This window comes from Mesorhizobium sp. J8, assembly GCF_016591715.1.
Classification (GTDB): Bacteria; Pseudomonadota; Alphaproteobacteria; order Rhizobiales; family Rhizobiaceae; genus Mesorhizobium.
Map to the genome: position 1 here is coordinate 4,889,373 of NZ_AP024109.1, position 25,634 is coordinate 4,915,006.

23 protein-coding genes are annotated in these 25,634 nt (G+C 61.6%); 17 read left to right on the forward strand and 6 right to left on the reverse strand.

All coding sequences use genetic code 11. The annotated features are described in order from the left end of the window. Window positions 1-258: 258 nt before the first annotated feature. Together MJ8_RS23375 and fixJ are read left to right on the forward strand one after the other, a co-directional pair. Window positions 259-1,746, forward strand: a complete 1,488-nt coding sequence (locus MJ8_RS23375) for a PAS domain S-box protein (RefSeq protein ID WP_412177126.1) — start codon at window positions 259-261, stop codon at window positions 1,744-1,746. Then, the gene (gene fixJ / locus MJ8_RS23380; protein WP_201411066.1) at window positions 1,736-2,347 is read left to right on the forward strand and encodes a response regulator FixJ; all 612 of its coding nucleotides are present in this window, start codon (window positions 1,736-1,738) and stop codon (window positions 2,345-2,347) included. Before MJ8_RS23375 ends, fixJ begins: the two co-directional genes overlap by 11 nt. 326 nt (window positions 2,348-2,673) lie before the next feature. Here the strand turns inward: fixJ and MJ8_RS23385 are convergent, their stop codons facing one another. Continuing rightward, the gene (locus MJ8_RS23385; RefSeq protein ID WP_201411067.1) at window positions 2,674-3,426 is read right to left on the reverse strand and encodes an SDR family NAD(P)-dependent oxidoreductase; all 753 of its coding nucleotides are present in this window, start codon (window positions 3,424-3,426) and stop codon (window positions 2,674-2,676) included. Window positions 3,427-3,805: 379 nt separating this feature from the next. Here MJ8_RS23385 and MJ8_RS23390 point away from each other — a divergent pair, with 379 nt between their 5' ends. Beyond that, complete coding sequence (locus tag MJ8_RS23390; RefSeq protein ID WP_201415555.1) at window positions 3,806-4,348, forward strand: Hsp20/alpha crystallin family protein; 543 nt, start codon at window positions 3,806-3,808, stop codon at window positions 4,346-4,348. 60 nt (window positions 4,349-4,408) lie between these two features. Here MJ8_RS23390 and MJ8_RS23395 read toward each other — a convergent pair whose 3' ends face one another. Further along, entirely contained in the window at window positions 4,409-4,603 is a 195-nt protein-coding gene (locus MJ8_RS23395; RefSeq protein WP_201411068.1) for a hypothetical protein, read from the reverse strand. Between the two features lie 249 nt (window positions 4,604-4,852). On the opposite strand from MJ8_RS23395, the gene hemA reads away from it, so the two are divergent. From hemA to arcC, 9 genes are all read left to right on the forward strand, one after another. Beyond that, window positions 4,853-6,130, forward strand: coding sequence for a 5-aminolevulinate synthase (gene hemA / locus MJ8_RS23400; protein WP_201411069.1), 1,278 nt, complete (start codon window positions 4,853-4,855; stop codon window positions 6,128-6,130). A gap of 39 nt (window positions 6,131-6,169) precedes the next feature. Further along, complete coding sequence (locus tag MJ8_RS23405; protein WP_225248007.1) at window positions 6,170-6,634, forward strand: DUF2267 domain-containing protein; 465 nt, start codon at window positions 6,170-6,172, stop codon at window positions 6,632-6,634. Window positions 6,635-6,637: 3 nt separating this feature from the next. Next, complete coding sequence (locus tag MJ8_RS23410; RefSeq protein WP_201411070.1) at window positions 6,638-7,351, forward strand: phosphoribosyltransferase; 714 nt, start codon at window positions 6,638-6,640, stop codon at window positions 7,349-7,351. 11 nt (window positions 7,352-7,362) lie between these two features. Further along, entirely contained in the window at window positions 7,363-7,812 is a 450-nt protein-coding gene (locus MJ8_RS23415) for a pyridoxamine 5'-phosphate oxidase family protein (protein WP_201411071.1), read from the forward strand. An 88-nt stretch (window positions 7,813-7,900) separates the two neighbouring features. After that, the gene (locus MJ8_RS23420) at window positions 7,901-9,145 is read left to right on the forward strand and encodes an MgtC/SapB family protein (protein ID WP_201411072.1); all 1,245 of its coding nucleotides are present in this window, start codon (window positions 7,901-7,903) and stop codon (window positions 9,143-9,145) included. 112 nt (window positions 9,146-9,257) lie between these two features. Further along, window positions 9,258-10,727 carry an arginine-ornithine antiporter gene (gene arcD, locus MJ8_RS23425; protein WP_201411073.1) on the forward strand — a complete coding sequence of 490 codons (1,470 nt, stop codon included), beginning with the start codon at window positions 9,258-9,260 and terminating at the stop codon, window positions 10,725-10,727. Between the two features lie 11 nt (window positions 10,728-10,738). Further along, window positions 10,739-11,953 (forward strand): arginine deiminase, encoded by a 1,215-nt coding sequence (locus MJ8_RS23430; RefSeq protein WP_201411074.1) that lies wholly within the window; start codon window positions 10,739-10,741, stop codon window positions 11,951-11,953. Between the two features lie 11 nt (window positions 11,954-11,964). Beyond that, on the forward strand, window positions 11,965-12,966 hold the full coding sequence (gene argF / locus MJ8_RS23435) for an ornithine carbamoyltransferase (RefSeq protein ID WP_201411075.1): 1,002 nt from the start codon (window positions 11,965-11,967) through the stop codon (window positions 12,964-12,966). 1 nt (window position 12,967) lies between these two features. Further along, on the forward strand, window positions 12,968-13,870 hold the full coding sequence (arcC, locus tag MJ8_RS23440; RefSeq protein WP_201411076.1) for a carbamate kinase: 903 nt from the start codon (window positions 12,968-12,970) through the stop codon (window positions 13,868-13,870). A 66-nt stretch (window positions 13,871-13,936) separates the two neighbouring features. Here arcC and MJ8_RS23445 read toward each other — a convergent pair whose 3' ends face one another. Both MJ8_RS23445 and MJ8_RS23450 read right to left on the reverse strand, forming a co-directional pair. Beyond that, window positions 13,937-14,293: an SHOCT domain-containing protein gene (locus MJ8_RS23445; protein ID WP_201411077.1), complete on the reverse strand. Its 357-nt coding sequence runs from the start codon at window positions 14,291-14,293 to the stop codon at window positions 13,937-13,939. 145 nt (window positions 14,294-14,438) lie between these two features. After that, window positions 14,439-15,407, reverse strand: a complete 969-nt coding sequence (locus tag MJ8_RS23450; RefSeq protein ID WP_201411078.1) for an alpha/beta fold hydrolase — start codon at window positions 15,405-15,407, stop codon at window positions 14,439-14,441. Window positions 15,408-15,597: 190 nt separating this feature from the next. Here MJ8_RS23450 and groL point away from each other — a divergent pair, with 190 nt between their 5' ends. The 4 genes from groL (at window position 15,598) to MJ8_RS23470 (ending at window position 21,572) form a co-directional block, all read left to right on the forward strand. Then, complete coding sequence (groL, locus tag MJ8_RS23455; protein ID WP_201411079.1) at window positions 15,598-17,220, forward strand: chaperonin GroEL; 1,623 nt, start codon at window positions 15,598-15,600, stop codon at window positions 17,218-17,220. Between the two features lie 64 nt (window positions 17,221-17,284). After that, window positions 17,285-18,019, forward strand: a complete 735-nt coding sequence (locus MJ8_RS23460) for an ABC transporter ATP-binding protein (RefSeq protein ID WP_201415557.1) — start codon at window positions 17,285-17,287, stop codon at window positions 18,017-18,019. Continuing rightward, window positions 18,013-20,379 carry an ABC transporter permease gene (locus tag MJ8_RS23465; protein ID WP_201411080.1) on the forward strand — a complete coding sequence of 789 codons (2,367 nt, stop codon included), beginning with the start codon at window positions 18,013-18,015 and terminating at the stop codon, window positions 20,377-20,379. Before MJ8_RS23460 ends, MJ8_RS23465 begins: the two co-directional genes overlap by 7 nt. Window positions 20,380-20,381: 2 nt before the next feature. After that, window positions 20,382-21,572, forward strand: a complete 1,191-nt coding sequence (locus tag MJ8_RS23470) for an efflux RND transporter periplasmic adaptor subunit (RefSeq protein ID WP_201411081.1) — start codon at window positions 20,382-20,384, stop codon at window positions 21,570-21,572. Window positions 21,573-21,673: 101 nt separating this feature from the next. On the opposite strand, the gene MJ8_RS23475 is transcribed toward MJ8_RS23470, so the two are convergent. After that, on the reverse strand, window positions 21,674-22,111 hold the full coding sequence (locus MJ8_RS23475; RefSeq protein ID WP_201411082.1) for a hypothetical protein: 438 nt from the start codon (window positions 22,109-22,111) through the stop codon (window positions 21,674-21,676). A 263-nt stretch (window positions 22,112-22,374) separates the two neighbouring features. Here MJ8_RS23475 and MJ8_RS23480 point away from each other — a divergent pair, with 263 nt between their 5' ends. Further along, complete coding sequence (locus tag MJ8_RS23480) at window positions 22,375-22,995, forward strand: cytochrome b/b6 domain-containing protein (protein WP_201411083.1); 621 nt, start codon at window positions 22,375-22,377, stop codon at window positions 22,993-22,995. A gap of 36 nt (window positions 22,996-23,031) precedes the next feature. Here MJ8_RS23480 and MJ8_RS23485 read toward each other — a convergent pair whose 3' ends face one another. Continuing rightward, window positions 23,032-25,518, reverse strand: coding sequence for a cation-translocating P-type ATPase (locus MJ8_RS23485; protein WP_263649710.1), 2,487 nt, complete (start codon window positions 25,516-25,518; stop codon window positions 23,032-23,034). Window positions 25,519-25,634: the final 116 nt, after the last annotated feature.

Genomic DNA, 25,634 nt, shown 5'->3' on the forward strand with positions numbered 1-25,634 from the left:
ACCTTCAGGACATGATGACCGACTGACGAGTGCCATTGCGCGGGGTGCATGACCTTGATGCTGATCAAACTGGGATAGCTCTATGTTTGCGAACGCCTGCATGGATGCTAAACCAGCGATCGCCAGTCTTCCTCCTGATGCAGAACGGATGTGACCCAGAAGAACCCAGTGTCCGCCGAAATCATCGCTGACGCGCTCGCCTCGCCAGGCGGCTCGTCGCGAAGTGACGATTTGCCGGACCATGAGTTGCTTGCATTGATGTTCGAGCAGGCACCGGGTTTCATGACCTTGCTAAGAGAGCCCGGGCATGTGTTCGAGCTCGCAAATGCCGCCTATAAGCAAATGGTCGGCCAGCGAAACGTCATCGGCAGATCGATGCGCGAGGCCTTTCCCGATCTCGAAGGCCAAGGCTTCTTCGAATTGCTGGATCGCGTCTACGAGACGGGCGAACCCTATGTGGGCCGAAGCGTCAAGGTCGTGTACCGCAACGCAGAGACGGGCGGTGCGGAAGAACGCATCCTAGATTTCGTCTATCAGCCCATTAGAGCGAAGGATGGCCGAATCACGGCTATATTCGTCCAAGGGACGGATGTCAGCGAGCTGTCCTTCGCTAACGCCGCGCTGCAGCTGCGCGAGGATCACCTGCGTTCGATCCTGGCGACAGTTCCCGATGCGATGGTCGTCATCGACGAGAGCGCGAACATCCAGTCCTTCAGCACGGCAGCCGAGACATTGTTTGGCTACAAGGCTGGCGAGGTCATTGGCCAAAACGTCAAGATCCTGATGCCCTCACCATATCGAGAAGAGCACGACACCTACATGCAGCGTTACCTGACGACCGGAGAACGCCGCATCATAGGACTCGGCCGTACGGTAACCGGTATGCGCAAGGACGGATCGACTTTTCCGATGGAGCTCAGTGTCGGCGAAATGCATCCGGGAACAGGCCGCTTCTTCACTGGCTTCTGCCGCGACCTGACGGAACGCCACAGAACCGAAGCCAGGATGCAGGAGCAGCAGCAGGAATTGCTGCATATGGCGCGCTTCACCGCGCTTGGCGAAATGGCCTCGACACTGGCCCATGAGATAAACCAGCCGCTGACGGCTATTACGAACTACCTGAAGGGCAGCCGGCGCCTCTTGGAAAAGAGCAATGATCAGAATGCGGCCCTGCTTAGGGACGCGGTCGAAAAAGCGGCGGAGCAAGCCTTGCGCGCCGGCGACGTTATTCGTCGTCTCAGGGATTTTGTCGCGCGCGGCGAGAGCGAGCGCCAGGTCGAACGCCTTCCGTCCTTGATCGAAGACGCCTCCTCGCTTGCACTGGTGGGCGCCCGGGAAGCGGATGTGCGCGTCACCTACGAGCTCGACCCGGCCGCCGAACTCGTTTTGACCGATCGTATCCAGATTGAACAGGTGTTGCTGAATCTGATGAGAAACGCGGTGGAGGCCATGCAGGGCGCGCCGCGCCGCGAGTTGCACATCGTCACGGCGGCCCGCCAAGATGGCATGGCTGAAGTTGGCGTCGTCGACACCGGTCCGGGCCTGGCGCCGGAGGTATCAGCCCAACTCTTCCAGCCCTTCGTGACCACCAAGAAACAAGGAATGGGCGTGGGGCTGTCCATTTGTCGCACTATCGTGGAGTCTCACGGTGGGCATATCTGGGCTGAGGCGGTTCCCGGCGGAGGTACCGCGTTCCGGTTCACGTTGCGCGCCGTCGGAAAGGAAGAGGTTACCCGTGGCCAGTGATGTCGTGCATGTGGTCGACGACGATGTCGATGTGCGCAGGTCGCTGGGTTTCCTGCTTGCGACAGCCGACTTTGCCGTGCGCCTCCACGAATCCGCTACTGCATTTCTGGCGTCAGCGCCGAAGGAAATTGAGGGTTGCGTCGTCACCGATGTGCGGATGCCAGGCATAGACGGCATCGAGTTCCTAAGGCAACTGAGAGCACGCGGGCATGCCGTTCCGGTTATCGTGATGACAGGCCATGCGGACGTTGCCCTAGCGGTCCAGGCGATGAAGGAGGGAGCTGCCGACTTCATCGAGAAACCGTTCGACGACGAGGTCCTGATCGAGGCCATCCGATCGGCCGTGCACAATCGCAGTCAAGCTGTTGTCACACATCCGCAAGCAGCGGACATCCGCGCAAATCTGTCCAAGCTCTCGGAGCGCGAGCGCCAGGTACTCGACGGTCTTGTCTCCGGATTGCCGAACAAAACGATCGCCTATGACCTCGGCATCAGTCCGCGCACCGTGGAAATCCATCGCGCGAACGTGATGAGCAAGATGGGCGCCGGGAGCCTGTCGCACCTGGTGCGCATGGCTTTGATTGCCGACCTGAAAGGCTAATTTAACGTGAATTTCGCATTGGATCCCACTCGCTATTCTCGGGATCCCAAGGCCGCCAGTGGGTGGGATGGACATCGACGCGGGCGCCGGTCGCGACATTTTTCCAACCCATCGGCTCTTTCCTGCACGGGAAGACAAGCACGTGCACACCGTCCTGATCAAATACGGCCAGTTGAAGGCTGGCGCCGAACGGCGCGCTCGCGATGGGATTCCACATTGGACCAGTCTGATCCAGTGCAGGGTTCAGCGCTTTGACTTGAATCATTTTTCGGACGGCGCCGCTTTCCGCCGCGCGTCGGTTCTGCAGTGCACGGGCTTTCGGCGGATCATCTTGCGGTGTATCCGCCGTCAACCAGGTGGTAGCTGCCGGTTATGAAGCTCGCCTGGCTTGAAAGCAAAAAGCAGGTAAGCGCGGAAACTTCGGCGGGTGTGCCCAGCCGGCCAATGGGGTGCAGTTCTGCAAGGCTTTCGATCACCTCGGGCTCCAGATTCTTGGTCAACAGCGGCGTGTTGATGAACGCAGGACCGACGGCATTGACCCGGATGTTCCGCTCGGCGAATTCCATCGCCGCAACCTTCGTCAAGCCTATCAGCGCATGTTTGGACGCCACGTACGCACAAGCCTTCGGCCATCCGACCGAACCCAGGATCGACGACATGTTGACGATGGCCCCGCCCTCTCCCGTCTCGAGCATGGCGGCAATCTCGTATTTCAGGCCATGGAAGACACCGTTGAGATTGACATCGATGATCTTGTGCCAGTCCTCCAGCGGATAATCGGCTGTGGTTTCGCTTGGTCCGCCGATGCCGGCATTGTTGACCGCAAGATGCAACCCGCCGAACTTCTGTACGGCGAAGTCGACCATCTTTTTTACCGAGGTGGCGTCCGCGACATCAACTTCGAAAGCGAGCGCGCTTCCGAGCGTAGATGCGATCCGCGTAACGGTATCGACCGCTGAAGAACGGTCGACATCCGCGACGACGACATGCGCTCCACGGCTGGCCAAATCGAGGGCAATCGTTGCGCCGATTCCGGATCCAGCTCCGGTGACGATCGCCGTTTTGCCTTTGAAATCCATGGTCGTGACTCCGTTGATGGAGCAGCCAATAGCGATCGCCGTCGCGCTTTGCCTTGACTGCCGTCAAATGAGATCACGGTCGTTTGCCGTGCATCATGCGGTCTCAGTCCCCTGGAAGCCATCTTCGCGCTTTTTGACGCGGGTCAAAGACCGCCGTCCACAACGGTGCTTTGATGCAGGCCTCGACAGGTCGAGCATGATTGGCCACGCGGGCGCGACGATCCGCGCCAAACGCGGAAATTGCGAAGTGATGGACCAGTTTCGCATGGCTGCCTGCCGAGCGGGTCCGCTGGCCTCGGCTCTACGCCTCGTGGCAATCCTGGTGGGAAGAGCGGAGGCAGCGGCACCTGCCGATCAAAGCTGTTTTATGGAGAGAATCATGGCCGAAGCTGCCACCAAACTGCCCGTGAAAACCGAAAAAGCCGCTCCTACGTCGCCGAGATCCGACAACTGGACCACGCCGTTCGAGAGCTTGCGGCGCGAGGTCGATCGGCTTTTCGATGACTTTCATCCCTTCGACTTGCGATTGCCGTCCACCCGCTCGTTTTTTGGCCGCAACCTGCCCGTGTTCCGCGGCGCGGCCTGGTCGATAGCGCCGGCGATGGACCTGGTCGAAAAGGCCGACAGGTTCGAAATCACCGCTGAGCTCCCGGGTATCGACGAAAAGAACGTCGATATCAAGCTCGCCAACAACGTCCTGACCATCAAGGGCGAGAAGAACGAGGAAAAAGAAGAGAAGGAGAAGGACTATTATCTCTCTGAGCGGCGCTACGGCTCCTTCCAGCGCTCGTTCCAATTGCCCGAGGGCGTGGACGCCGACAAGATCGACGCCAGCTTCTCCAAGGGCGTACTGACCGTGAAGATGCCCAAGACGGCCGAAGCGCAGAAGGCCGAAAAGAAGATCAGTGTCAAAGCCGCCTGAGGGCCTGAGGGAATGAACGGGCCCCTGTGCCGCAAGCGCTGGGGTCCAGTCTCGTCGGGTTCAAATTGACCGTTCGTTGGGCTTCTGAGCGTTATTCGGCTTCGTTTCTGTGTCGGCCTGACGTTCCGCGATTTCGAGTTTCTGCCGCTCGCGCGCAAGCAAGCCTTCGATGACCCGCCGCTTTTCCGGATCGGTCTCCCGGGCGAGCAAATCCTCGAAATGGGCGATGTTCGCCCTTGCGATGTACCGGTCCACGACAATCCCTCGAATGTCGCTACGACCCCTCGAATGTCGCTACGACGCTTTCATTCTACATCGGACGTGACCTGTGTCCTACCCCCAGCTTGTTCACTTCCCGTGCCCGCTCGAGCGTTGGCGCAGCGCCGGGAGCGATCGCCATCTCGGCCTGCGCATGGGAATTTGATCTGGCTCAATGTGAGGGCGACGCTCCCGCGGCAAAAGCAACTGAAGGATCTGCCCCGGTTTCTCGAACAGGATTCGGACATGAATTACCAGTGGTTCTTCGAAGATGCGATCGACCAGCTTCACGCCGAGCGTCGCTACCGCGTTTTCGCCGACCTCGAGCGCATGGTGGGCAAGTTCCCGCGCGCCATCTGGCGTTCCAACGGCCGCGCCCAGGAAATCACCGTCTGGTGCTCCAACGACTATCTCGGCATGGGCCAGAACGCCGATGTCATCGCCGCCTTCCAGAATGCTGCCGGCAAGATGGGCTCGGGCGCCGGCGGCACCCGCAACATCTCCGGCACCTCCAACCCGGTGGTCGAACTGGAGCATGAGCTCGCCGACCTGCACGACAAGGAAGCAGCCCTTGTCTTCACCTCCGGCTTCGTCTCCAACGAGGCCTCGATCTCGACCATTGCCAGGCTTTTGCCCAACTGCCTGATCATCTCGGACGAGCTCAACCATGCCTCGATGATCGAAGGCGTGCGGCGCTCGGGCGCGGAGAAGAAGATCTTCCGCCACAACGACGTCGCGCATCTGGAAAGCCTGCTGCAGGCGGCGGGCCGCGAACGCGCCAAGCTGATCGTCTTCGAAAGCGTCTATTCGATGGATGGCGACATCGCGCCGATCAAGGAGATCGTCGAGCTCGCCGAGCGCTACAACGCCATGACCTATATCGATGAGGTCCATGCGGTGGGCATGTACGGCCCGCGCGGCGGCGGCATTACCGAGCGCGAAGGCCTGGCCGACCGCATCGACATCATCGAGGGCACGCTGGCGAAGGCCTTCGGCACGCTGGGCGGCTATATCACCGCCACAAGTGCCGTGATCGATGCCGTACGCTCCTATGCGCCGGGCTTCATCTTCACCACCGCGCTGCCGCCGGCGATCGCGGCTGCCGCCACCACCTCGATCAGGCATCTGAAGCGCTCGCAGGCCGAGCGCGACGCGCAGCAGCGCCAGGCAGCCCGCACCAAGCAGGTGCTTGCCGCGGCCGGCCTGCCGGTGATGGAATCGGCCACCCATATCGTGCCGGTGCTGGTCGGCGATCCCGAGCTTTGCAAGATGGCGAGTGACCGGCTGCTTGGCGTGCACGGCATCTACATCCAGCCGATCAACTATCCGACGGTGCCGCGCGGCACCGAGCGGCTGCGCATCACTCCCACGCCCTTCCATTCCGACGCGCTGATCGCCGAATTGCAGGACGCGCTGGTCGAGACCTGGGACGCGCTCGGCATTCCCTATGCCAGCTCCGGCCGTCCCGCCGTCGCCAAGACCGACCGGATCATCCCGCTGCTGGCGGCGACGTCAGGGGGCTGAATCGAGGGCCCCAGATCCGACGCAACGCGCCGCGCTTCCATGGAGGAAAAGGAAACACGTTCAGGGATTGCAGCCATGACACACTCCGTCTCGCATACTTCAATCACACATGCCGCCGAGCAGGCGCAGCAATGGGTAAACGAGCTCGCCAAGGATCTGGATTGGAACGAACAAAGTGCGTTCCGGCTGTTGAAGGCGGTCTTGCACACTTTGCGTGACTGGCTCTCGCCCGAAGAAGTGGCCGATCTGTCCGCACAGCTGCCGACGCTGATCAGAGGCATCTACTTCGAAGGCTGGAACCCGGCCGAACCGGCCCGGGAGCGCAAGAAGCGCGACTTCGTCATTTGCGTGCGCAACCGCTTTGGCTACGAACCGGAGATCGACGTCGACAAGGCTATTGGAGCAGTGTTCCGGCTTCTCGACCGTCACATCTCCCACGGCGAGATCGTCCAGGTCCGAAACTCGATGAAGAAGTCGCTGCGCCAGCTCTGGCCGGAGGGATGACCGATGTTTCGCGATCGCCAGGATGCCGGACAGAAGCTCGGTACCTCGCTGGAGCGCCTCCAGCTGCAGGATCCAATTGTACTCGCCTTGCCGCGGGGCGGCGTTCCTGTAGCGGCCGAAGTGGCCAAGGTTCTCCAGGCAGCCCTGGATCTGGTCATCGTCCGAAAAGTCGGAGCACCTGGCAATCCGGAACTTGCCGTGGCCGCCATCGTGGACGGCGATCCGCCGGACGTCGTTCTTAACCGTGAGATCGTGGAGGCCTATGCTCTCGATGATGGCGCCCTTCGTGTTTTGATCGCGCAGGAACGGCCGGAACTGGAGCGGCGGCGGGCATTATATCGCGGCAAGGAGCCGCCCCAGTCGGTGGCCGGCAAAACGGTGATTGTCGTTGACGACGGGGCGGCAACCGGAACGACGATGAAGGTGGCCATCCGGGCGTTGAAGCGGCGTTCCCCCCGAAAGATCATCGTGGCGCTCCCCGTTGCCCCACCGGAAACAGTGGACGAACTTGCACAAGAAGCGGATTTGACGATCTGTCTCAACCAGCCGGCGCGCTTCCGGGCGCTCAGCTATTACTATGGCAGCTTTCCGCAGCTTTCCGACAAGGATGTGCTCGATGTGATGGCGCAGATTCGCCAGGATCGCCATCCTGCCTTCGAAAGAAGAAGCTCCGGCACAAACGCCGCAAGCAAATCACGGCACGAAGCCGGAACTTAGGAGTTTTAGCCATGGAGATCCGCACGCTTTCCACTCTGGAATGCACGAAACTTCTGACGGCCAACAGGGTCGGCCGGCTGGCCTGCGCGAAGGACGGGCAACCCTATATCGTGCCATTCTACTATGCCCATGCCGACAATCACCTTTACGCTTTTTCCATGCTGGGCAAGAAGATCGACTGGATGCGCGCCAACCCCCTGGTCTCGGTGCAAGTCGACGAGCGTGGTACTAACCGAGGTTGGAAGAGCGTCATCGTCAATGGCCGTTACGAGGAGCTTCCAGATCGGATCGGACACAAGGTGCAGCTCGATCACGCTTGGTCGTTGCTGAGCAGGCACACCGACTGGTGGGAGCCTGGCGCGCTCAAGCCGGCAACGTCCTCGGTCGCCGAGCATCGCCCGCATGTGTTCTTCAGGATATTCATCGCGGAAGTGTCGGGCCGCGAGGCGATGGAGACTTGACTGAGGCGCGGTGCCGCAAAGCAGGTTGCAACGCCACAGGTCGACTCCCGGTGGACGCATCCGCAATCCCGGTCAAAGGCAAGCCCACATGGACGCGCTCATCCTTCAACTTAGCGTCGCTTTGGCGATCGGGTTGCTCGTCGGGCTGGAGCGTGGTTGGCAGGAGCGCGACGCGGCGGCTCATAGCCGCACGGCGGGCATCCGGACGTTCGGCATTGCGGGGCTTCTCGGCGGCGTCAGCACGGCGTTGGCCGAAGCGCTCAATGAGATTTCCGTATTGATCGCCGGCTTCCTCGCATTTGCCGGCATCCTTGCATGGTACAAGGCGCGTGAAGCCGTGCATGACGAGGATTTCAGCGTCACCACGGTCATTGCCGGCTTGGCTGTCTTTGTGCTTGGAGCGCTATGCGTAGCAGGCGATTTCCGCGTTGCAGCCGCAGGCGGCGCGGCGCTGGCGGCGCTCCTTGCCAGCCGCGAAATCCTGCATGGTCTGTTGAAGCGCCTCACTTGGATCGAGCTTCGCTCGGCATTGGTCCTGGCAGCGATGACCGCCATAGTCCTGCCCCTGCTGCCTGACCGCGCCTATGATCCCTGGGGTGGTTTTAATCCACGCGAGATCTGGCTGCTCACGGTTCTGATGGCCTCGATTTCTTTCGCTGGCTACGTCGCCGTGCGCATCCTCGGCAACGCTCGTGGTTTGATTGTGAGCGCCCTTGCCGGCGCCGTGGTGTCATCAACTGCTGTCACCCTGTCACTGGCTCGTATTGCCGCCGCGTCGAACAATTCCTTGTCGCTATCGGGCTCAGCCTCCCTGGCCGCGATGGTATCAATCCTGCGTGTCTGCCTCGTGGTCCTGCTGCTGGCGCCCGACGTTGCGGCATTCATCGCCATGCCGGCACTTTTTGCTGCGGTCGCGTTTGCGGCCTGCGCAGCGATCATGTTGGCAGTCGCGGGCGGGAAAGAGGACAATGCCACGCCCTCAAGAAATCCGTTCGAAGTCATACCGCTGATAATCTTTGCATTGATGTTCGCATCCGCCTCGACGGCAAGCGCTGCGTTGGCCTCCCAGTTTCAGGAACAAGGTCTGCTGGCGAGTTCCGCGATTGCGGGAGCATTTGATGTCGATGCCTCGGTGCTTAGCGCCGTGCGGCTGGCCGGGCACTCGATTTCCATCGAAACCATTGGGCATGCCGTGCTGGCCGCGTTGATGGCCAACGCGATCGGACGCCTGTCCCTGGCGGCATTCGCAGGTCCGGTGAAATTCTGGCTGCCACTGGCCGGCACGACCTTGATCGCCGCGACTGCAGGCTACTGCACCATGCAGCTCCTTTAGGGAGCTCGATTGGCGGTCGGCTCCAGCGTCACTTCAGATTTGACCGCCGTCAAGGCTGGCAAGCCTAATTCCTGTTGAACTGCTCCCATCGTTCCAAAGGTGGGAGGGCCTCATGGCCACGACAGACATCAATTTCCCTGCCCGGGCAGAAGCTGCCAGCCCGGCTACGGCCAAGCTGCGATTGGGCTCCCTGACAGCGCTCGTGGTCGGCTCCATGGTCGGCTCGGGCGTCTTCAGCCTGCCCCAGAACATGGCGGCCGGCGCTGGCCCGCTTGCAATCCTGATCGGCTGGGCCATCACCGCGGTCGGCATGCTGGCACTCGTGTTCGTCTACCAGTCGCTGGCGGTGCGCCGGCCGGAGCTCGATGCCGGCCCCTACGCTTACGCCAAAGCCGGCTTCGGTCCCTTCATCGGCTTCAACAGCGCCTGGGGCTATTGGATCAGCGCATGGGTCGGCAACGTCTCCTACGCGGTGGTCGTGTTCAGCGCGCTGTCCTATTTCTTCCCTGCTTTCGGTGACGGGAACACCTGGCAGGCGGTGCTCGGCGCCTCGATCCTGCTGTGGGCCATCCACTTTCTGATCCTCGCGGGCATTCGCCAGGCTGCAGTCGTCAACACCCTCGTGACCGTGGCCAAGATTGCTCCGGTCGTTCTCTTTGTCGGCGTTGTCGCCGTTGCCTTCAGGCTCAAAGTCTGGTCGCTCGACTTCACGGGTCTTGGCAATGCCTCGCTCGGTACCATCGCGGCTCAGGTCAAGAGCACGATGCTGGTGACGTTGTGGGTCTTCATCGGTATCGAAGGCGCCAGCGTTTTCTCTGCGCGAGCCGAGCGGCGCAAGGACATCGCGACGGCAACCGTACTCGGTTTCTTCACCTGCCTTGGGCTTTACGCGCTGGTCTCGCTGCTTTCGCTCGGCATTCTGAGCCAACCCGACCTCGCCGCCCTGAAGAACCCATCCATGGCGGGCGTGCTGGAGGCGGTCGTCGGGCCGTGGGGGGCGGTGCTCATCAATGTTGCGCTTGTCGTCTCGGTCGTCGGCGCTTTCCTCAGTTGGACCCTGCTTGCCGCCGAAATCCCGCATGTCGCCGGCAAGGACGGGACGATGCCGAGATTCTTCGGCCACGAGAGCGAACGCGGCGTCCCCTCGACCTCCCTGCTGATCACCAACCTGCTTGTCCAGGCCTTCCTGGTGATCACACTCTTTGCCCAGAGCACATACCAGGCGCTGTTCTACATCGCTTCGGCGGCAATTCTCGTTCCCTACATCTTCTCCGGCGCCTTTGCCGCGAAGCTTGCAATGACCGGGGAGAGCTATGAGAGCGGCGAGCGGCGTTCCGGCCCACTTTTCGCTGGCGTGCTGGCAACGATCTACGGGCTGTGGCTCGTCTATGCGGCGGGACCAGCGTATCTGTTCATGTGCGCGATCCTTTATGCACCGGGCATCGTCTTCTACGTCTGGGCCCGCCGCGAGGCCAATCAGCGCGCCTTCAACCCGGTGGAGGCCCTCATAGCCGTCGCGCTCGTCGCCGTCGCAATCCTTGCCGCCTACGAGATGTGGACCGGCGCCGTCCGCGCGCTTTGAGAGGCGGTCCCATGGCAAATCTGGGGGTTCATTCGGAAGTCGGCCGCCTGCGCGAGGTGATGGTCCACCGGCCTGATCTCAGCCTGCGCAGGCTGACGCCTGATAACTGCAAGTCGCTGCTGTTCGACGACGTGTTGTGGGTGAAACGGGCCCGCCAGGAGCACGATGTCTTCGTCGATGCCCTGCGTGAGCGCGGCGTGGTGGTTCATTCGTTCGGCGAACTGCTTGCCGAGACCATGGGGGTCGGCAAGGCGCGCGACTGGCTGCTTGACCGCCGGGTGCACGCCGGAGTGGTCGGCCTTGATATGGTCGACGAGATGCGAGGCTGGCTGAACGAGATGTCGGCCGGCCTGCTGGCAACATGCCTGGTCGGCGGTATCGCCCGCGCCGAGCTGCCGTTCGAGCCCAAGGGGCTCACCGGAAGAACGCTCGCGCCTCAGGACTTCGTCCTGCCGCCATTGCCCAACCAGCTCTTCACCCGTGACAGCTCCTGCTGGATTTATCGCTCCGTGTCGGTCAACCCGATGTATTGGCCAGCGCGACGACCCGAAGCCGCAAATGTCGAGGCGGTCTATCGTTTCCACCCGCGCTTCCGCGACAGCGGCATTCCGTTCGTATCGCCTCAGGCAGGAACCGGTATCAGCCTGGAAGGCGGCGACGTCATGCCTGTCGGCGGGGGCGTCGTTCTGGTCGGAATGGGAGAACGCACGACGCCGCAAGCGGTCGGCGATCTCGCCCGCAGCCTATTCGCCGCCGGTGAAGCCACACATGTGCTCGCGGCGCTGATGCCGCGCGACCGCTCCTTCATGCATCTCGACACCGTTTTCACCTTCTGCGACCGTGACCTTGCAACCATGTATCCGCCCGTGGTCGACAGGCTGCGCACCTTCTCGATCCGGCCCGGAGACGACGATGCGGCGGTCTCGGTCAGGGAAGAGAACGCCCCCTTCACAAAGGTCGTGGCGGAGGCTCTCGGCCTTAAATCGCTGCGCATCATCGCCACCGGCGGCGACCGCTACGAGGCCGAGCGCGAGCAATGGGACGACGGCAACAATGTTGTCGCGGTCGAGCCGGGCGTCGTCATCGGCTACGACCGCAACGTCTACACCAACACGCTTCTGCGGCGCGCCGGTATCGAGGTGATCACCGTCGAGGGCGCCGAGCTAAGCCGCGGCCGCGGCGGCGGTCACTGCATGACCTGCCCGGTCGCCCGCGATCCCATCTGAAAGGACATCCAATGTCGATCAACCTTCACGGCCGCTCTGTGCTTTCACTGGATGACCTTTCGGCCGAAGAAATCCGCTTTCTCCTGAAGCTGGCGGCCGATCTGAAGGCCGCCAAGCAGGCGGGTCACGAGATACCCCGCCTGGTTCGCAAGAACGTCGCCCTCATCTTCGAAAAGGATTCGACGCGCACACGCACCGGCTTCGAGGTGGCGGCCTACGATCAGGGCGCCCATGTCACTTATTTCGGTCCTTCCGGCAGCCATATCGGTCACAAGGAATCCATGAAGGACACCGCGCGCGTGCTCGGGCGGATGTATGACGCGATCGAATATCGCGGCTTTGCCCAGCACCAGGCCGAAATGGTGGCGGCGCACGCCGGCGTTCCTGTTTACAACGGCCTGACGGATGAAGCGCACCCGACGCAGATCCTCGCCGATTTCATGACGATGCGCGAGTTCACGCACAAGCATCTGTCGGGCATGACGGTCGCGTTCGTCGGCGAGGGACGCGACAATGTCGCCCAGTCGCTGGCACTGGGGGCCGCCAAGGTCGGCATGGACATGCGCATTGCCTCGCCGAAGGAGCTCTGGCCAGACCAGGAATTCTGTAATCATATCAAGGAACTCGCGAAGCGCAGCGGGGGCCGCTTCCGGCTCGACGAAGACATCAAAGATTGCGTCCAGGATGCCGACTTCATCTACACCGACGTCTGGATGTCCATGGGCGAGGACAAGTCCGGCTGGCCGGAGCGCATCCGCCTTCTGACGCCCTATCGGGTGACGAAAGACGTGATGGCGGCCAGCGGCAATCCGCATGTGAAATTCATGCACTGCCTGCCGGCATTCCACGACACCGAAACCGAGGTTGGCGCTTATATAGCGCGCGAATTCGGCATCGACTGTATGGAGGTGACCGACGAGGTGTTCGAGTCCGGCGCCTCGATCGTCTTCGACCAGGCGGAGAACCGCATGCACACGATCAAGGCGCTGCTCGTCGCCACGATCGGCAACTGACATGCTGATCGTGACGGCCCTCGGCGGGAACGCGCTGTTGCGGCGCGGCGAGCCCATGACCGCCGAAAACCAGCGCAACAACGTCAAGCGCGCCGCGTCCGCCCTCGCCGCGCTGACCGGCGAAGGCCATTCGCTCGTGATCACGCATGGCAACGGTCCGCAGGTCGGCCTGCTGGCGCTACAGGCCAGCGCAATGAATGGCAGCGCATTTCCGCTCGACGTGCTCGGCGCAGAAAGTGCCGGGATGATTGGCTATGTGATCGAGCAGGAGCTCCGCAACCTTATCAGTTCGAGACTGTTCGCAACATTGCTGACGCAGGTAAAGGTCGACCCAAGCGACCCAGCCTTCGCGCAGCCGACGAAACCAATCGGCCCGGTCTATGATGAGGAGACTGCACGGCAACTGGCAGCAAAGAGAGGTTGGGCAATCGCCCGCGACGGCGACAAGTGGCGCCGTGTCGTCGCCTCGCCGCGGCCCACCGAGATTCTGGAAGCATCCGTCATTTCATTTCTCGTGGACCGCAACGTCGTCGTCATCTGCGGTGGTGGCGGCGGCATCCCGGTCGTCGCAGGTGAGGACGACAGCCTGATTGGCGTCGAAGCCGTCATCGACAAGGACCTGGCCAGCTCGCTGCTAGCGCGGCAGTTGAAGGCCGACATGTTGCTGATGCTCACGGATGTGGATGCGGTTTATGCGAGCTACGGCACGCCGCATGCCCGCGCGCTGCGCAATGTCGGAGCGACGGAGCTCGCGGGAAAGGATTTCCCCGCCGGCTCGATGGGGCCCAAGATCAGTGCCGCGACCGAGTTCGTGGAGGCGACCGGCAATCCGGCGGCGATCGGCCGGCTGGAGGACGCGGTGGAAATCGTCAAAGGCCGGCGAGGCACCCGGTTCGAGCCTTAGCCGTGTTCGAAGCCTTACCCGGCGCCTCCCTCAAGAGAGCGGCGATGGCATCGGGAGCTGACGCGGTTATTCGCCGAGCGCACGGCGCCTTTCCTCGAACTCTTCCTTGTCGATCTCGCCGCGCGCAAATCGCTCCCGAAGAATATCAAGCGGTCTGCGACCCGCGAGCGGGTGATGCGGCGGCCTCGAATTCGGTATACCCCGTCCGCGCATGAGAAGGACCGCGCCTGCTAAGAGAACCGCGAGAACGAGGATCATGAACAGCGGACCGAAAATCATTCCATACCAACCTTCGCCCCACATCATCTGAGGTCCCCAACCGTACCTTCCGATGTCGGTCGGCGCCTCGGCCCACGCCGCACCGGAGACAAAGGTCATGGCAGCAGCCGCTGCCGCGACCCATTTCATCAATGCCTTCTGCATTGGCTCTGCTCCATCTTTGATGACCAACATCCTACCGGCCTTGGAGCGGCTCCACTTTGCGCGAGATCAACGTCTTCGCGGCATCGCCCCGACGAAGAGAGCAAGCGAACCGATCGTCCGCCTTCCCCGAGCGCAATATTGTTCGTTATCCTGACGGGGTCAGGCCCGCGCCGGCCAAGAACGCGCGGATCGCTTTGCGGACCGCCTGCACCCTTCCAACCAAGAGATGCCCACCTGTGTCGAACACGACCAGCCTTGCGCCATGGATCCTGCTTGCCGCGAATTCGGCTGACGGCAAGGTGTTGAACAGGTCGTCGCGCGCGGAGATGATGATTGTTGGTGCGGTGATCTCTTGCAACGGCAGCTCGTAGGATTGGGGGGCGCTGTCGATCTTGAGGCCTGCCACACGCAGCGACAGCGGCTCGACGCTCTTGACGAAGCTCGCAATGCGGTCTTTTTCGGCCTGAGGCGCCGCCGCAACCAGCGCCGGCCGAACGCCAACGAAGCGAATGAGTATTGACGGTGCGATAGTCTCGGCCGCCCACCAGGCGAAATCGCCACCAGCATTGACGGCCCAGAATGCGAATTTGTTGCCGCGGCCTATATCGGTCGACACGGGACTGGTCGGAGAGTAAAGGGCCGGGACAACCAAAATGAGAGCCGCAACCTTGTCCGGGTGCCGGAGTGCCAGCTCCACCGCAGAACGGGCTCCAGCCGAAACACCGACAACCACAGCCTTTGGCACGTTCAGCTTGGAAAGCAAGGCCGAGTGCGCGTCGGCCTGAGCGATTGCTGAAGGGTCTTGCGGAACGGGTGTGCGCAGATAGCCGAAGCGCGACGGCGCGATGACCCGAAAGCCTCCACCGACGAGATCGGCAGCCAGGGCAAGGCCTTGGTCGAAACCGCCGCCCGCGCCGTGGATCGACAGCAGTGGAATGCCCGCGCCGCTGTCGGCGTATTCGACGGGGCCGACGTCAAGCTCGGCCACTAGACTGCCATGGCTGACGGTAGCGCGCAGACGGCTAAGCTCGTTGCTGTAAAGCAGGGAAGCCACGCCAGTCGCCATCATTATAGCGATGAGCGTGATCAGCAGGAAACCACCAATTCGAATCATTGCGAACCTCCTCGAAGGGGTAGGCAGCGTCTCGTTCGTCCGTCTCTTGAAACGAGAGCACATCAGACCAGTCGACGACCAGTCATCATTGATCCCGGTCAACGCGGCTTGGAATAGCAATTGACGCTTATCAAAGCCGGCCGGCGGCAACGCGTCTATGTCGGTGGGGCTGGCAGTCTGGGAGAGGACCATGGCCCACAAACAGGTATTGTTCCGTTCGGCGGCGCGCGAAAAGATCCTGCGCGGCGCGACCCAACTTGCCGATGCCGTGCGGGTGACGCTCGGTCCGCGCTCGAAGTCGGTTCTCATCGAGAGGAAATGGGGCGCGCCTATCGTGTGCAACGACGGGGTGACGATCGCCAAGGAGTTCGACTTGAAGGATCCGGAAGAGAACCTTGGCGCGCGCATGCTCAGACAGGCGGCCGAGAAGACCGGCGACATGGTCGGCGACGGAACGAGCACGTCGACCATACTTGCCCACGCGATGCTGGCCGACGGCGTGCGCAACGTGGTCGCCGGCGCGAGCGCAATCGACATCAAGCGCGGCCTCGACCGCGCGACGAAGCAGGCAATCGAAACGCTCAAGCAGACATCGCGGCCGGTCTCGACCAGGCGCGAAAAGGAACAGGTGGCCACGATCTCCGCCCATAACGATCCGCTGATCGGCGAACTGATCGGCGAGGCTATGGAGAAGGTCGGCGGCGAAGGCGTCATCACGGTCGAGGAATCGAAGACGACCGAAACGGTCCTTGATGTGGTCGAAGGCATGCAATTCGACCGCGGCTTCCTTTCCCCCTATTTCGTGACCGACACCGAGAAGATGGAGGCGGTGCTGGAAGACGCGCTCGTGCTTATCGTCGAGAAGAAGATTTCCTCCCTCAATGACCTGATCAAGCTGCTCGAGGCCGTGGCCAAATCTGGCTCGCCTTTGCTTGTGATCGCGGAGGATGTCGAGGGCGAGGCGCTTGCAACGCTTATCGTCAACCAGATCCGAGGCACGCTCAAGAACTGTGCCGTGAAGGCGCCGGGCTTCGGCGACCGCCGCAAAGCCATGCTGCAGGACATTGCCGTCTTGACGGGCGCACAGGTCATTTCAGAGGACATCGGCCTGAAGCTCGAGAACGTGACCATGGCTCAGCTGGGGCGCGCCAAGCGCGTGGTCGTCGACAAGGACAACACCACGATCATCGGGGGCAGCGGCGACCGGAAGGCCATCCAGGGGCGCGTCGAGCAAATCCGCCGTGAGATCGGCGATACGACCAGCGACTATGACCGAGAGAAGCTTCAAGAGCGGCTCGCCAAGCTTGCCGGGGGCGTGGCCGTCATCAAGGTCGGCGCACCGACCGAAGCGGAAATGAAATCCAGAAAGGAAGCGCTCGATGATGCCATCAGTGCCACCAAAGCGGCGGTCGCCGAAGGGGTGGTGCCTGGTGGCGGGCTCGCCTTGCTGCGCTGCATTGGCGCGGTGACTGAGGAAGAAGCGCGTTGCGAAGGCGATGAACGGACCGGCGTCCAGATTCTCAGACGCGCGCTCGAAATGCCCGTGCGCCAGATCGCCGAGAACTCGGCCGTCGATGGCGGCGTGGTCATCGCAAGGATGATCGAAGGCAAGGGGAACTTCGGCTTCGACGCTGGCCGTAAGGAATATGTCGACCTGGTCGAGGCGGGCATCATCGACCCGACCAAAGTGGTCCGCATCGCTCTGGAAAACGCAGTCTCGGTGGCAAGCGTTCTCCTGCTTACGGAAGCGACCATGACCGATATTCCGGAGCCGGCGAAGGAGCGCACGCTTGAACCGGAAATGTCGATGTAGTGAGCGAAAGAGCCCGGCACGCCTGCCCGGAAGCGAATTTGCTGCGGCAGGACTGGAGGCCGACATGCGAGAGGCAAATAGTCCAGCACAACCGACCGCTCCGGTCTTTACCGCCCGTGGATTGGGCAAGGTCTATGGCTCGGGCGACTCGCAAGTGACGGCCCTGAACAACGTGGATCTGGATATTCGAAAGGGCGAGTTCATCGTTCTTCTTGGGCCATCTGGTTCGGGCAAGTCGACGCTTCTCAATATCCTTGGCGGATTGGACGCCCCAACCTCTGGCTCGGCGAAGTGGCGCGATCACCAGCTGACGGGCGCCGGCGACGATGAGCTAACGACATACAGGCGCGAGCATGTCGGCTTCGTCTTCCAGTTCTACAATCTGATACCGAGCCTCAGTGTCGAAGAGAACGTGCGGCTTGTCGCCGAGATCGCCGGCAATCCGATGGATCCGGACGAAGCGCTCAGCCTTGTCGGATTGCTGCATCGCGCGCGTCATTTCCCATCGCAGCTGTCGGGCGGCGAACAGCAGCGCGTCGCCGTCGCTCGCGCGATCGTGAAACGACCCGACATCCTGCTTTGCGACGAGCCGACCGGCGCCCTCGACGTGGACACTGGCCGGCTGGTTCTTGCAGCGATCGCCAAGGTGAACGCGGAACTCGGCACGACGACTATCGTCATCACGCACAATTCAGCAATCGCTGGGATGGCCGACCGCGTCTTGCGGCTGAGTGGTGGGCGCATCGTCAAGGAAGAGCCGAATCAGAACCGTATCGCCGCTGAAGACGTCCAATGGTGAGCGTGCTGGACATCAAGGTGCTGCGCGATCTCTGGTCGATGCGGCTTCAGGTTCTCAGCATCGCGATGCTCGTCGCCGCAGGCGTGGCCGTCTTCGTGATGTCGCTGTCCAATTACCGAGCGCTCGTTGCGGCCATGGAGAGCCACTACCGCAACGAGCGCTTCGCCGACCTTTTTGCCGGCATGACGCGCGCGCCTTTGGTCATCGCTGACCGACTGCGCGAGATCGACGGGATCGGCATCGTCGAACCGCGGGTTGTGAAGCCAGTGCGGGTGATACGCGAGGACACCAACCTGCCGATCTCGGGCCGCATCATCTCGCTGCCGGCCGAGGGACAGCCTCTGCTCAATCGCATCCATCTGGTGCAAGGTCACTGGCCCGACCCGTTGCATCCGGAAGAGGTAATCATAAACGCAGCCTACGCCCAGGCGCGGGCCGTGCAAATGGGAACGTCCATTGAGGTCGTTCTTAACGGGCGGCTGCAGGATTTTCGCGTCGTCGGTTCCGCCTTGTCGCCTGAGTTCGTTTTTGCCACCCGCAGTGCGGTGCCGCTTCCCGACGACCGGAACTTCGTTGTCTTGTGGGCCGCCGAGGACGCGGTGGACAGTGCGTTTGATATGAAGGGCGCCTTCAACGACGTGGCGATGACCTTGGCCCCGAAGGCAAGCATCGAGCCCGTGCTGGATGAGGTGGACCGCTTGCTAGCTCCGTACGGTGGCACGGGAGCCTACGATCGCGGCAATCAGCCCTCGCACCGTTTTCTTGAAGACGAGCTGGCGGAGCAGGAAACATTGAGCATCTTCATGCCGTCCGCGTTTTTTGGCATCGCGGCCTTCCTCCTCAACGTCGTCATCGGCAGAATGGTTGAGGCGCAACGCGGACAGATCGCTTCGCTTAAGGCGCTGGGGTTCGACAACGGCACCATCGCGCTTCACTACTTCAAGTTGGTCACGGCCATTGCGCTGCTGGGGGCGGCTGTCGGCCTGGCCTTGGGGTTCTGGTTCGCCATTGGCGTCGTAGGAAGCTATCGTGCCTTCTTCCGGTTTCCTTCGCTGGAGGCGCAGTTCGAGCCGTGGCTTCTCGTTGCCGCGACGCTGGTCAGCGTCGGCGCCGCGAACCTTGCGGCTGCGACATCGGTGTATCGAATAGCTATGCTGACACCCGCCGAAGCTATGCGACCCGCAACGCCACCGGCTCTGCGGACCTTCGCGTGGATTCAGACAATAGGGGGTCGCCTCATTCCGATGCAGTATACAATTGCGGCCCGCACAACGCTGGGCAGGCCTTTCAGGACGCTGTTTTCGACCATCGGCATCGCCCTTGCCGTTCCGCTTGTCCTGTTTGGGCTCTACTGGTTCGATGCCATCGACTACATGATCGATGTCAGCTTCAGCCGCGTCGAGCGCGGCGACGCCTTTCTCACTTTCACCGAGCCTGTTTCCACGGATGCACTCTACGAGTTGATGGCGCTTCCCGGAGTGCTGAAGGCTGAACTCCAGAGAGTGGTTCCTGTCAGATTGCGAGCCGGGTACCGGACCTATAGCACGTCAGCCGTTGGCCTGGATCCCGGCTCCGAGCTCAGAGTTGCCAGGGACAAGGCGCTGCAGCCGATCGCCATTCCGGCAGACGGCATCATGCTGGGCCGGCAGATCGCGAGCCGGCTCGATCTTGATGTGGGCGATACAGTGTCGATCGAGATGCTGGAAGGCCCCAGGGTGGTAAGAGAAGTCATTGTCCGCAGGATCTGCGACGACATCCTGGGGTCGTCGGTGACCATGGAGCGCAGCGCGCTCAATCACCTGGTGCGGGAAGGTCCTGTTGCAAACGTCGCGGCACTCAGGATTGACCCGGCTCAATCCGAACGGGTCTGGTCCAGTATAAAGTTGATGCCGAGGATCGAGGCAGGTTCGGTCAAGCTTCTGTGGTTGGCGCTTTTCAACGACACGATCGGCGGAATGGTGATGATCGGCGCGCTGATCTTAGCGGGGTTCGGAATGCTGATCGCGACAGGTGTGGTCTATAACAGCGCACGCATTGCGCTGCAGGAGCGCGCCTGGGAACTGGCGGGTCTGCGCATTATCGGGCTGAGCCGGCACGAAGTGTCGGCGGTGGTTATCAGCGAACTTGTCGCGGAGCTTGTCGTGGCCATTCCATTGGGACTACTGATCGGACGCTCCCTGATCGAGCTGATCGCCTCAGCGCGGGCGAGCCAGTCCTTTCAAATCCCTGTCGTGATCGATCCGAGCAGTTACGTCCTTGCCTCGCTCCTGGTGATCGCTGCGGCTTTCGCCAGTTTCATCATGATCCGCCGAAGGATCGACAGGCTCGATCTGGTAGCCGTCCTCAAGACCCGAGACTGATCATGAAGCCTCGGACAACATCGATCGCCGCAGGAATGTTGCTAGCGTCCATCGCGGCCGCGGGTCTGTATTGGCTTCTCACGCCTCAGCCAGTTCTTGTCGAGACGGCAGAGGTGGTGGCGACGACGTTTCAGGACGCGATCGAACAGGACGGTCGCACCCGGGTGCGGGATCGCTATCTCGTATCGGCGCCTGTGTCGGGCCGACTCCAACGCCTGACGCTTAAAGCCGGCGATGTGGTGCGGACCGGGCAGAGACTGGCGACCATCATGCCGCCTGTTTCTCCCTTGCTGGACACACGTGTGCGACGAGAGCTCGAGGCGCAGGTCGGTGCCGCAGAAGCGGGACTCGACGAGGCCGAGGCACTCCACGAGCAGGCGAAGGTCCTTCTCGCTCAAGCAAGCGCGGACCTCGAGCGCACCAAGCAGCTTGCCTTGCACAACGTCGCGGCGACGGCGCAACTTGAACGAGAGGAGGCTCTGTTTCGGTCGGCCGACCGGCAGGCCGCAGCCGCCGAGCGCCGCTCGCATGCCGCGACTCATGTTTTGGAGCAGGCCCGCGCGGCATTGCAATCCGTCGGCAATATAGATCTGGGAGACAGTTTTGCGGTGTTGTCGCCCATCGATGGTTGCGTTCTCAAAATCGAGCAGGAAAGCGAGAGCGCTGTCTCGCAAGCAGCCCCCTTGGTCGAGCTAGGCGACCCGCACGACCTCGAAATCGCAGTTGACGTTCTGACGACCGATGCCGCTCGCATAAGACAGGGCGACAAGGTGACTATCGCACGCTGGGGCGGGCCGTCGGATTTGCAGGGGGTGGTGCGACGTGTAGAGCCTTCCGGGTTCACCAAGATCTCGGCGCTCGGCGTCGAAGAACAGCGCGTCTGGGTGATCATCGATATAATTTCGCCAGCCCAGAGCTGGACCAGTCTGGGAGACAGCTATCGCGTCGAGGTCAAGATCGTGGTTGACGAGACAAAACAGGCCACCGTCATGCCGACGGGGGCACTGTTCCGGCGAGGCAATGCCTGGAACGTCTTCGTTGTGGATGGAGATCGGGCACGACTCCGGGAAGTACAAGTATCACGTCTTTCGTCGCGCGCCGCTGCAATAGCTCAGGGTGTACGCCCCGGCGAAACTGTGGTCGTCTATCCGCCGGCTGTCCTTGCCGATCGCAGCAAGATCAGGACCCAGTAACTCCAACCCACAGCTCAAAAAAGTCCGCTCAGGATGGAGCGATGACGGGATTCGGCTCGCGCCGCCTTTGGCGGATCGAAAAAATATCTCAAAAACTTCTTTTACGTCTTGTGCAGCTCGAAACCGCCTTTTGCGTCTCGACGGTAGTCAATTGCATCGACTACACGAGAATGTGCTGTGTTCGTCTCACGGGATACGTAGTCGATATGGATTGCCAATAGACTGTCATAAGCTGGCTTGCCTTTAAGAGCGGCGATGATGGCATCGACGATCCTCACCGCATCCGCCTCCCGGTCAGCGTGCGTAACCAGTGAATTGTTGAGGTCGCTATTCACGACAGTCACCATGATCTGGATCGCGTTGGTCGCGACCTCAATCGAGTTCTCGCCATGGCCAGTCGCGGATATGATCGACTGTTTGATCCCGGCATCGAACACGGTTTGCTCGGCGAAAGCCCTCGGAGCAGCGGGCAGGAAAACCGCCGGTGCTGGCGCCAGCAACAGGCCAAGAATGCGAATGAAAGCCAAGCGCGAGAACATTTGCCTTCCCCAACAATCGTACAATAGCCATTAAGGCACGCTGCGGCCGGAAAACCTTGACGCAGGTCAACGCAAACTGGTCGAGCCCCTGCATGCGCCAGCGACCGATTGGCTGGTGCTCTTAGCGAACTGGCGTGTCTCGCTGTTGAGGACTTTATGGATAGCGACACCGCACCGATAGCGTCTCGCTCGATTGATTCAAGTCAATGCAGGGGAAGCTGAGCTGGCTTGGGCTAAGATATTCCAGCAAAGGAGTGGTCCACATGCAGGCTCAACCTTCCGAGATACAGGTTTGGGATCCCTTTGTCCGAATAGCGCATTGGACGATCATGCTGGCATTCTTCGTTGCCTATCTGATTGAGGACGCAACGACGGTTCACATCTGGGCGGGGTATGTTGTCGGCGGGCTGCTCGTCGCCCGCGTCGCGTGGGGCTTTGTCGGGCCGCGGCATGCCCGGTTTTCCGACTTCGTGACCGGTCCGTTGGTGGCCATCAGTTACCTCTGGGAGCTCATGCGCGGGCGCGCGAAGCGCTATGTCGGGCATAGCCCCGCCGGTGGCGCGATGGTTCTGGCACTGCTGGCGTTTCTAGCAGCGACGGTCGCGACGGGTCTCGTCCGCTACGCCGAAGAAAAAGGTGCCGGGCCGTTGGCGCCTCTCTATGCGCAGACATTGTCCACCATGGTCTCGCAGGCCCCGGAGCAGGACGAAAACGAAGGCGGCGAAGGCCGTGTTCGCAGCTCCCTTGGCGAGGCTCACGAGGTGATCGCCAGCATCACGCTTGCTCTCGTTGTTTTTCATATTGTCGGAGTGCTGCTAGCGAGCTTGGTGCACCACGAGAACCTGGCAAAAGCAATGGTCACAGGGCGTAAACACCCCGATTGACGGCCACACAAAAGCAGCGCCTGCTCATCCACCCAATCAGGCCGCATGGTAGCGAGATTTCAAAAGCTCCAGTGCTCCGACCAGTCCGCATCCGGCCGTTAAGACGACGACAAGCTCTACCAGATGCGGTTGCCCAAATTGGAACAGCCTGCTCGCGCTCGGCCATGAAAGCACCAGCGCAAGCATAAGCGCATCCACGGTGACGACAATTAGCAAAGCGCGATTTGGTCGTCGAAGCGCTGCGATCAAGGACGCGCTGAAAGCACGATTGACCAGAACCAGGCCGACTATGCTTGCCACCAGGGCAAAGAAAGTCAGCGCGCGGACCTCATGTTCCGGCATGCCCGAGTGAAGGCCGGCCAGAAAGATGGCGGCGACAACTGCCAATGTGAGCAAGCCCTGAGTCAGGCTCCATGCCACCAGTCGGCGCGTGAATAGCGCCTCTTGCGGATCTCGCGGCGGCCGTTCCATTATATCTTCTTCCTCGCTCTCCGCCTCGAAGACGAGCGAGCAGACCGGGTCTATGACCATTTCCAGAAAGGCGATGTGAAGCGGCCCGAATAGAATGGGCAGGCCGAACACCAATGGCATCAGAGCCAGCCCCGCGATCACCACGTGCACGGCCACGATGAAGCTCATCGCCTTTCGCAAGTTGTCGTAAATACGCCGTCCGAGCCTGATTGTCTTGACGATCGAGCCGAAGTCGTCGTCCAGAAGAACGATGGAGGAGGCTTCACGCGCAACGTCTGTGCCGCGTCCGCCCATGGCGATGCCGATATCCGCAGCCTTCAGCGAGGGAGCATCGTTGACCCCGTCGCCGGTCATCGCGACAACATCGCCGTTCGCTTTGAGGGCGTTAACGATCGCCAGCTTCTGCTCCGGCATAATGCGCGCGAAGACGGTCGTCGTCTTCACCGCATTGGAAAGGCCCTCCTGTTCCAGCGCCATCAGCCCTTCGCCGGTGAGAACATCCACGACATCCAATCCGGCCTCCCGCGCTATGGCCTTCGCCGTGGTGGGATAGTCCCCGGTGATCATAAGCACGCGGATCCCGGCCGACCGGCAAGTGGCCACGGCATCCGGGACCCCCGCCCGCAGCGGATCGGCCAACCCAACCAGCCCCGCGAATTGGAAAGCAAAGCCGGTCTGCTCATCGGTCAATCCGCTCTCGGCATGGCTCGCGCGCGCCACCCCCAAGACCCTTAGCCCCTGGGCCGCCATAGCATCGGCGTCTTTGCGCATTGAGACAGTCTGGTCCGCGCCCAAGCCACAGAGCTTCAGGATTGCCTCGGGCGAACCTTTGGCAGCGACGAGACAATCCGGATCGCCTGCGCTCTTTCGCCAGACGTTCGACATCGCCAGCAGCTCTGGCCGAAGCCCGTATGAGCGGACCAGTTGCCGGTCGCTCGCGCCCGGACGTCTCGGCAGTCTTTCAGCCGCCAGTTCGTAAAACGCTTTCTCCATCGGATCGAAAGGAACCTCAGCGCTGGCAAGGACACCAAGCTCGACCAACTCGCGGAATGCCTCTGGGATGAGATCCGAGGTGTTCAGAAGCGAGAAGGCACCACCAGGCGTCCTCAGCTCCGCGACGGCCATCTGGTTCCTGGTCAGCGTTCCAGTCTTGTCCGTGCAGAGCACAGTTGCGGATCCAAGCGTCTCAATTGCCGAGGCTCGACGGGTTAGCACGCGCACCTGAGATATGCGCCAGGCGCCCATAGCCATGAAAATCGTCAGCACCATCGGAAATTCTTCCGGCAGCATCGACATGCCCAGCGCAATACCTGCCAGTATCCCGTCAAGCCATCCGCCTCGCAGCCAGCCATAGAGCAGCACCGCCAGCAGGCTCACGGCAGATCCCCCCAGGGCAAACAGTCGTACAAGGCGCCTTGTCTGCATTTGCAGACGAGGAGCCTCGCTTTCCAAGCTGCTCAGCGCCTGCCCGATTTTCCCGATTTCCGTTCGCGCCCCAGTCGCGATGGCTTCACCGATGCCTGAGCCGCGAACGACGAGCGATCCTGAAAATACGGCGGGGACGTCATCGCCGCCGGGTCGGTGTTTGACGGTCCGATCTGGTGGCATGGCGGCCATCTTCCTTACCGGAACGGATTCGCCGGTGAGCAAGGATTCGTCGATTTGAAGATCACGGCCCTGGACCAGCAGCAGATCGGCAGGGACACGGTCTCCCTCGGCAAGCATGACGATATCGCCGCGCACCACCTCGCGACCGGGAATCCGCCGGCGTTGGCCATCGCGAACAACCAGGGCGCGCGGGCTTGTGAGATCGCGAAGGGCTTCCAGGACGCGCTCCGTGCGCGCTTCCTGGATAATGGTAATCGCCACCGACAGAGTGGCGAAACACAGCAGGACCACCGCCTCCTGCAAATCACCAAGCAGGAGATAGATAGCGCCGCCAGCCAACAGGAGCGCAAGCATCGGCTCGCGTATGACCTCGATGGCAATTCTGAGCGGTGTGCGTCGCCCAGATCTGGGTAGCTCGTTCGGCCCCTCGGCCAATAATCTCATCTGAGCTTCGGCTTCGCTCAGGCCGCAAGACGTCTCGGCATGCAGTTCCATCTCATGGGCCTGATGCTTGAGGGCGCTCGCCGACATTCCTTAGCGTCCAATGATCGGAGATGAAC

Excerpts from the sequence above, each read along its gene's own strand:
- hemA (WP_201411069.1), top strand. The coding sequence starts at position 4,853 with ATGAATTACCAGTGGTTCTTCGAAGATGCGATCGACCAGCTTCACGCC.
- MJ8_RS23475 (WP_201411082.1), bottom strand. The coding sequence starts at position 22,111 with ATGTTCTCGCGCTTGGCTTTCATTCGCATTCTTGGCCTGTTGCTGGCG.
- MJ8_RS23375 (WP_412177126.1), top strand. The coding sequence starts at position 259 with ATGTTCGAGCAGGCACCGGGTTTCATGACCTTGCTAAGAGAGCCCGGG.
- MJ8_RS23485 (WP_263649710.1), bottom strand. The coding sequence starts at position 25,518 with ATGAGATTATTGGCCGAGGGGCCGAACGAGCTACCCAGATCTGGGCGA.
- argF (WP_201411075.1), top strand. The coding sequence starts at position 11,965 with ATGTCGATCAACCTTCACGGCCGCTCTGTGCTTTCACTGGATGACCTT.
- MJ8_RS23465 (WP_201411080.1), top strand. The coding sequence starts at position 18,013 with ATGGTGAGCGTGCTGGACATCAAGGTGCTGCGCGATCTCTGGTCGATG.
- MJ8_RS23420 (WP_201411072.1), top strand. The coding sequence starts at position 7,901 with ATGGACGCGCTCATCCTTCAACTTAGCGTCGCTTTGGCGATCGGGTTG.
- MJ8_RS23385 (WP_201411067.1), bottom strand. The coding sequence starts at position 3,426 with ATGGATTTCAAAGGCAAAACGGCGATCGTCACCGGAGCTGGATCCGGA.
- MJ8_RS23445 (WP_201411077.1), bottom strand. The coding sequence starts at position 14,293 with ATGCAGAAGGCATTGATGAAATGGGTCGCGGCAGCGGCTGCTGCCATG.
- MJ8_RS23450 (WP_201411078.1), bottom strand. The coding sequence starts at position 15,407 with ATGATTCGAATTGGTGGTTTCCTGCTGATCACGCTCATCGCTATAATG.
- arcC (WP_201411076.1), top strand. The coding sequence starts at position 12,968 with ATGCTGATCGTGACGGCCCTCGGCGGGAACGCGCTGTTGCGGCGCGGC.
- MJ8_RS23430 (WP_201411074.1), top strand. The coding sequence starts at position 10,739 with ATGGCAAATCTGGGGGTTCATTCGGAAGTCGGCCGCCTGCGCGAGGTG.
- MJ8_RS23405 (WP_225248007.1), top strand. The coding sequence starts at position 6,170 with ATGGAGGAAAAGGAAACACGTTCAGGGATTGCAGCCATGACACACTCC.
- MJ8_RS23415 (WP_201411071.1), top strand. The coding sequence starts at position 7,363 with ATGGAGATCCGCACGCTTTCCACTCTGGAATGCACGAAACTTCTGACG.
- MJ8_RS23480 (WP_201411083.1), top strand. The coding sequence starts at position 22,375 with ATGCAGGCTCAACCTTCCGAGATACAGGTTTGGGATCCCTTTGTCCGA.
- MJ8_RS23410 (WP_201411070.1), top strand. The coding sequence starts at position 6,638 with ATGTTTCGCGATCGCCAGGATGCCGGACAGAAGCTCGGTACCTCGCTG.
- MJ8_RS23390 (WP_201415555.1), top strand. The coding sequence starts at position 3,806 with ATGGCCGAAGCTGCCACCAAACTGCCCGTGAAAACCGAAAAAGCCGCT.
- groL (WP_201411079.1), top strand. The coding sequence starts at position 15,598 with ATGGCCCACAAACAGGTATTGTTCCGTTCGGCGGCGCGCGAAAAGATC.
- arcD (WP_201411073.1), top strand. The coding sequence starts at position 9,258 with ATGGCCACGACAGACATCAATTTCCCTGCCCGGGCAGAAGCTGCCAGC.
- MJ8_RS23460 (WP_201415557.1), top strand. The coding sequence starts at position 17,285 with ATGCGAGAGGCAAATAGTCCAGCACAACCGACCGCTCCGGTCTTTACC.
- MJ8_RS23470 (WP_201411081.1), top strand. The coding sequence starts at position 20,382 with ATGAAGCCTCGGACAACATCGATCGCCGCAGGAATGTTGCTAGCGTCC.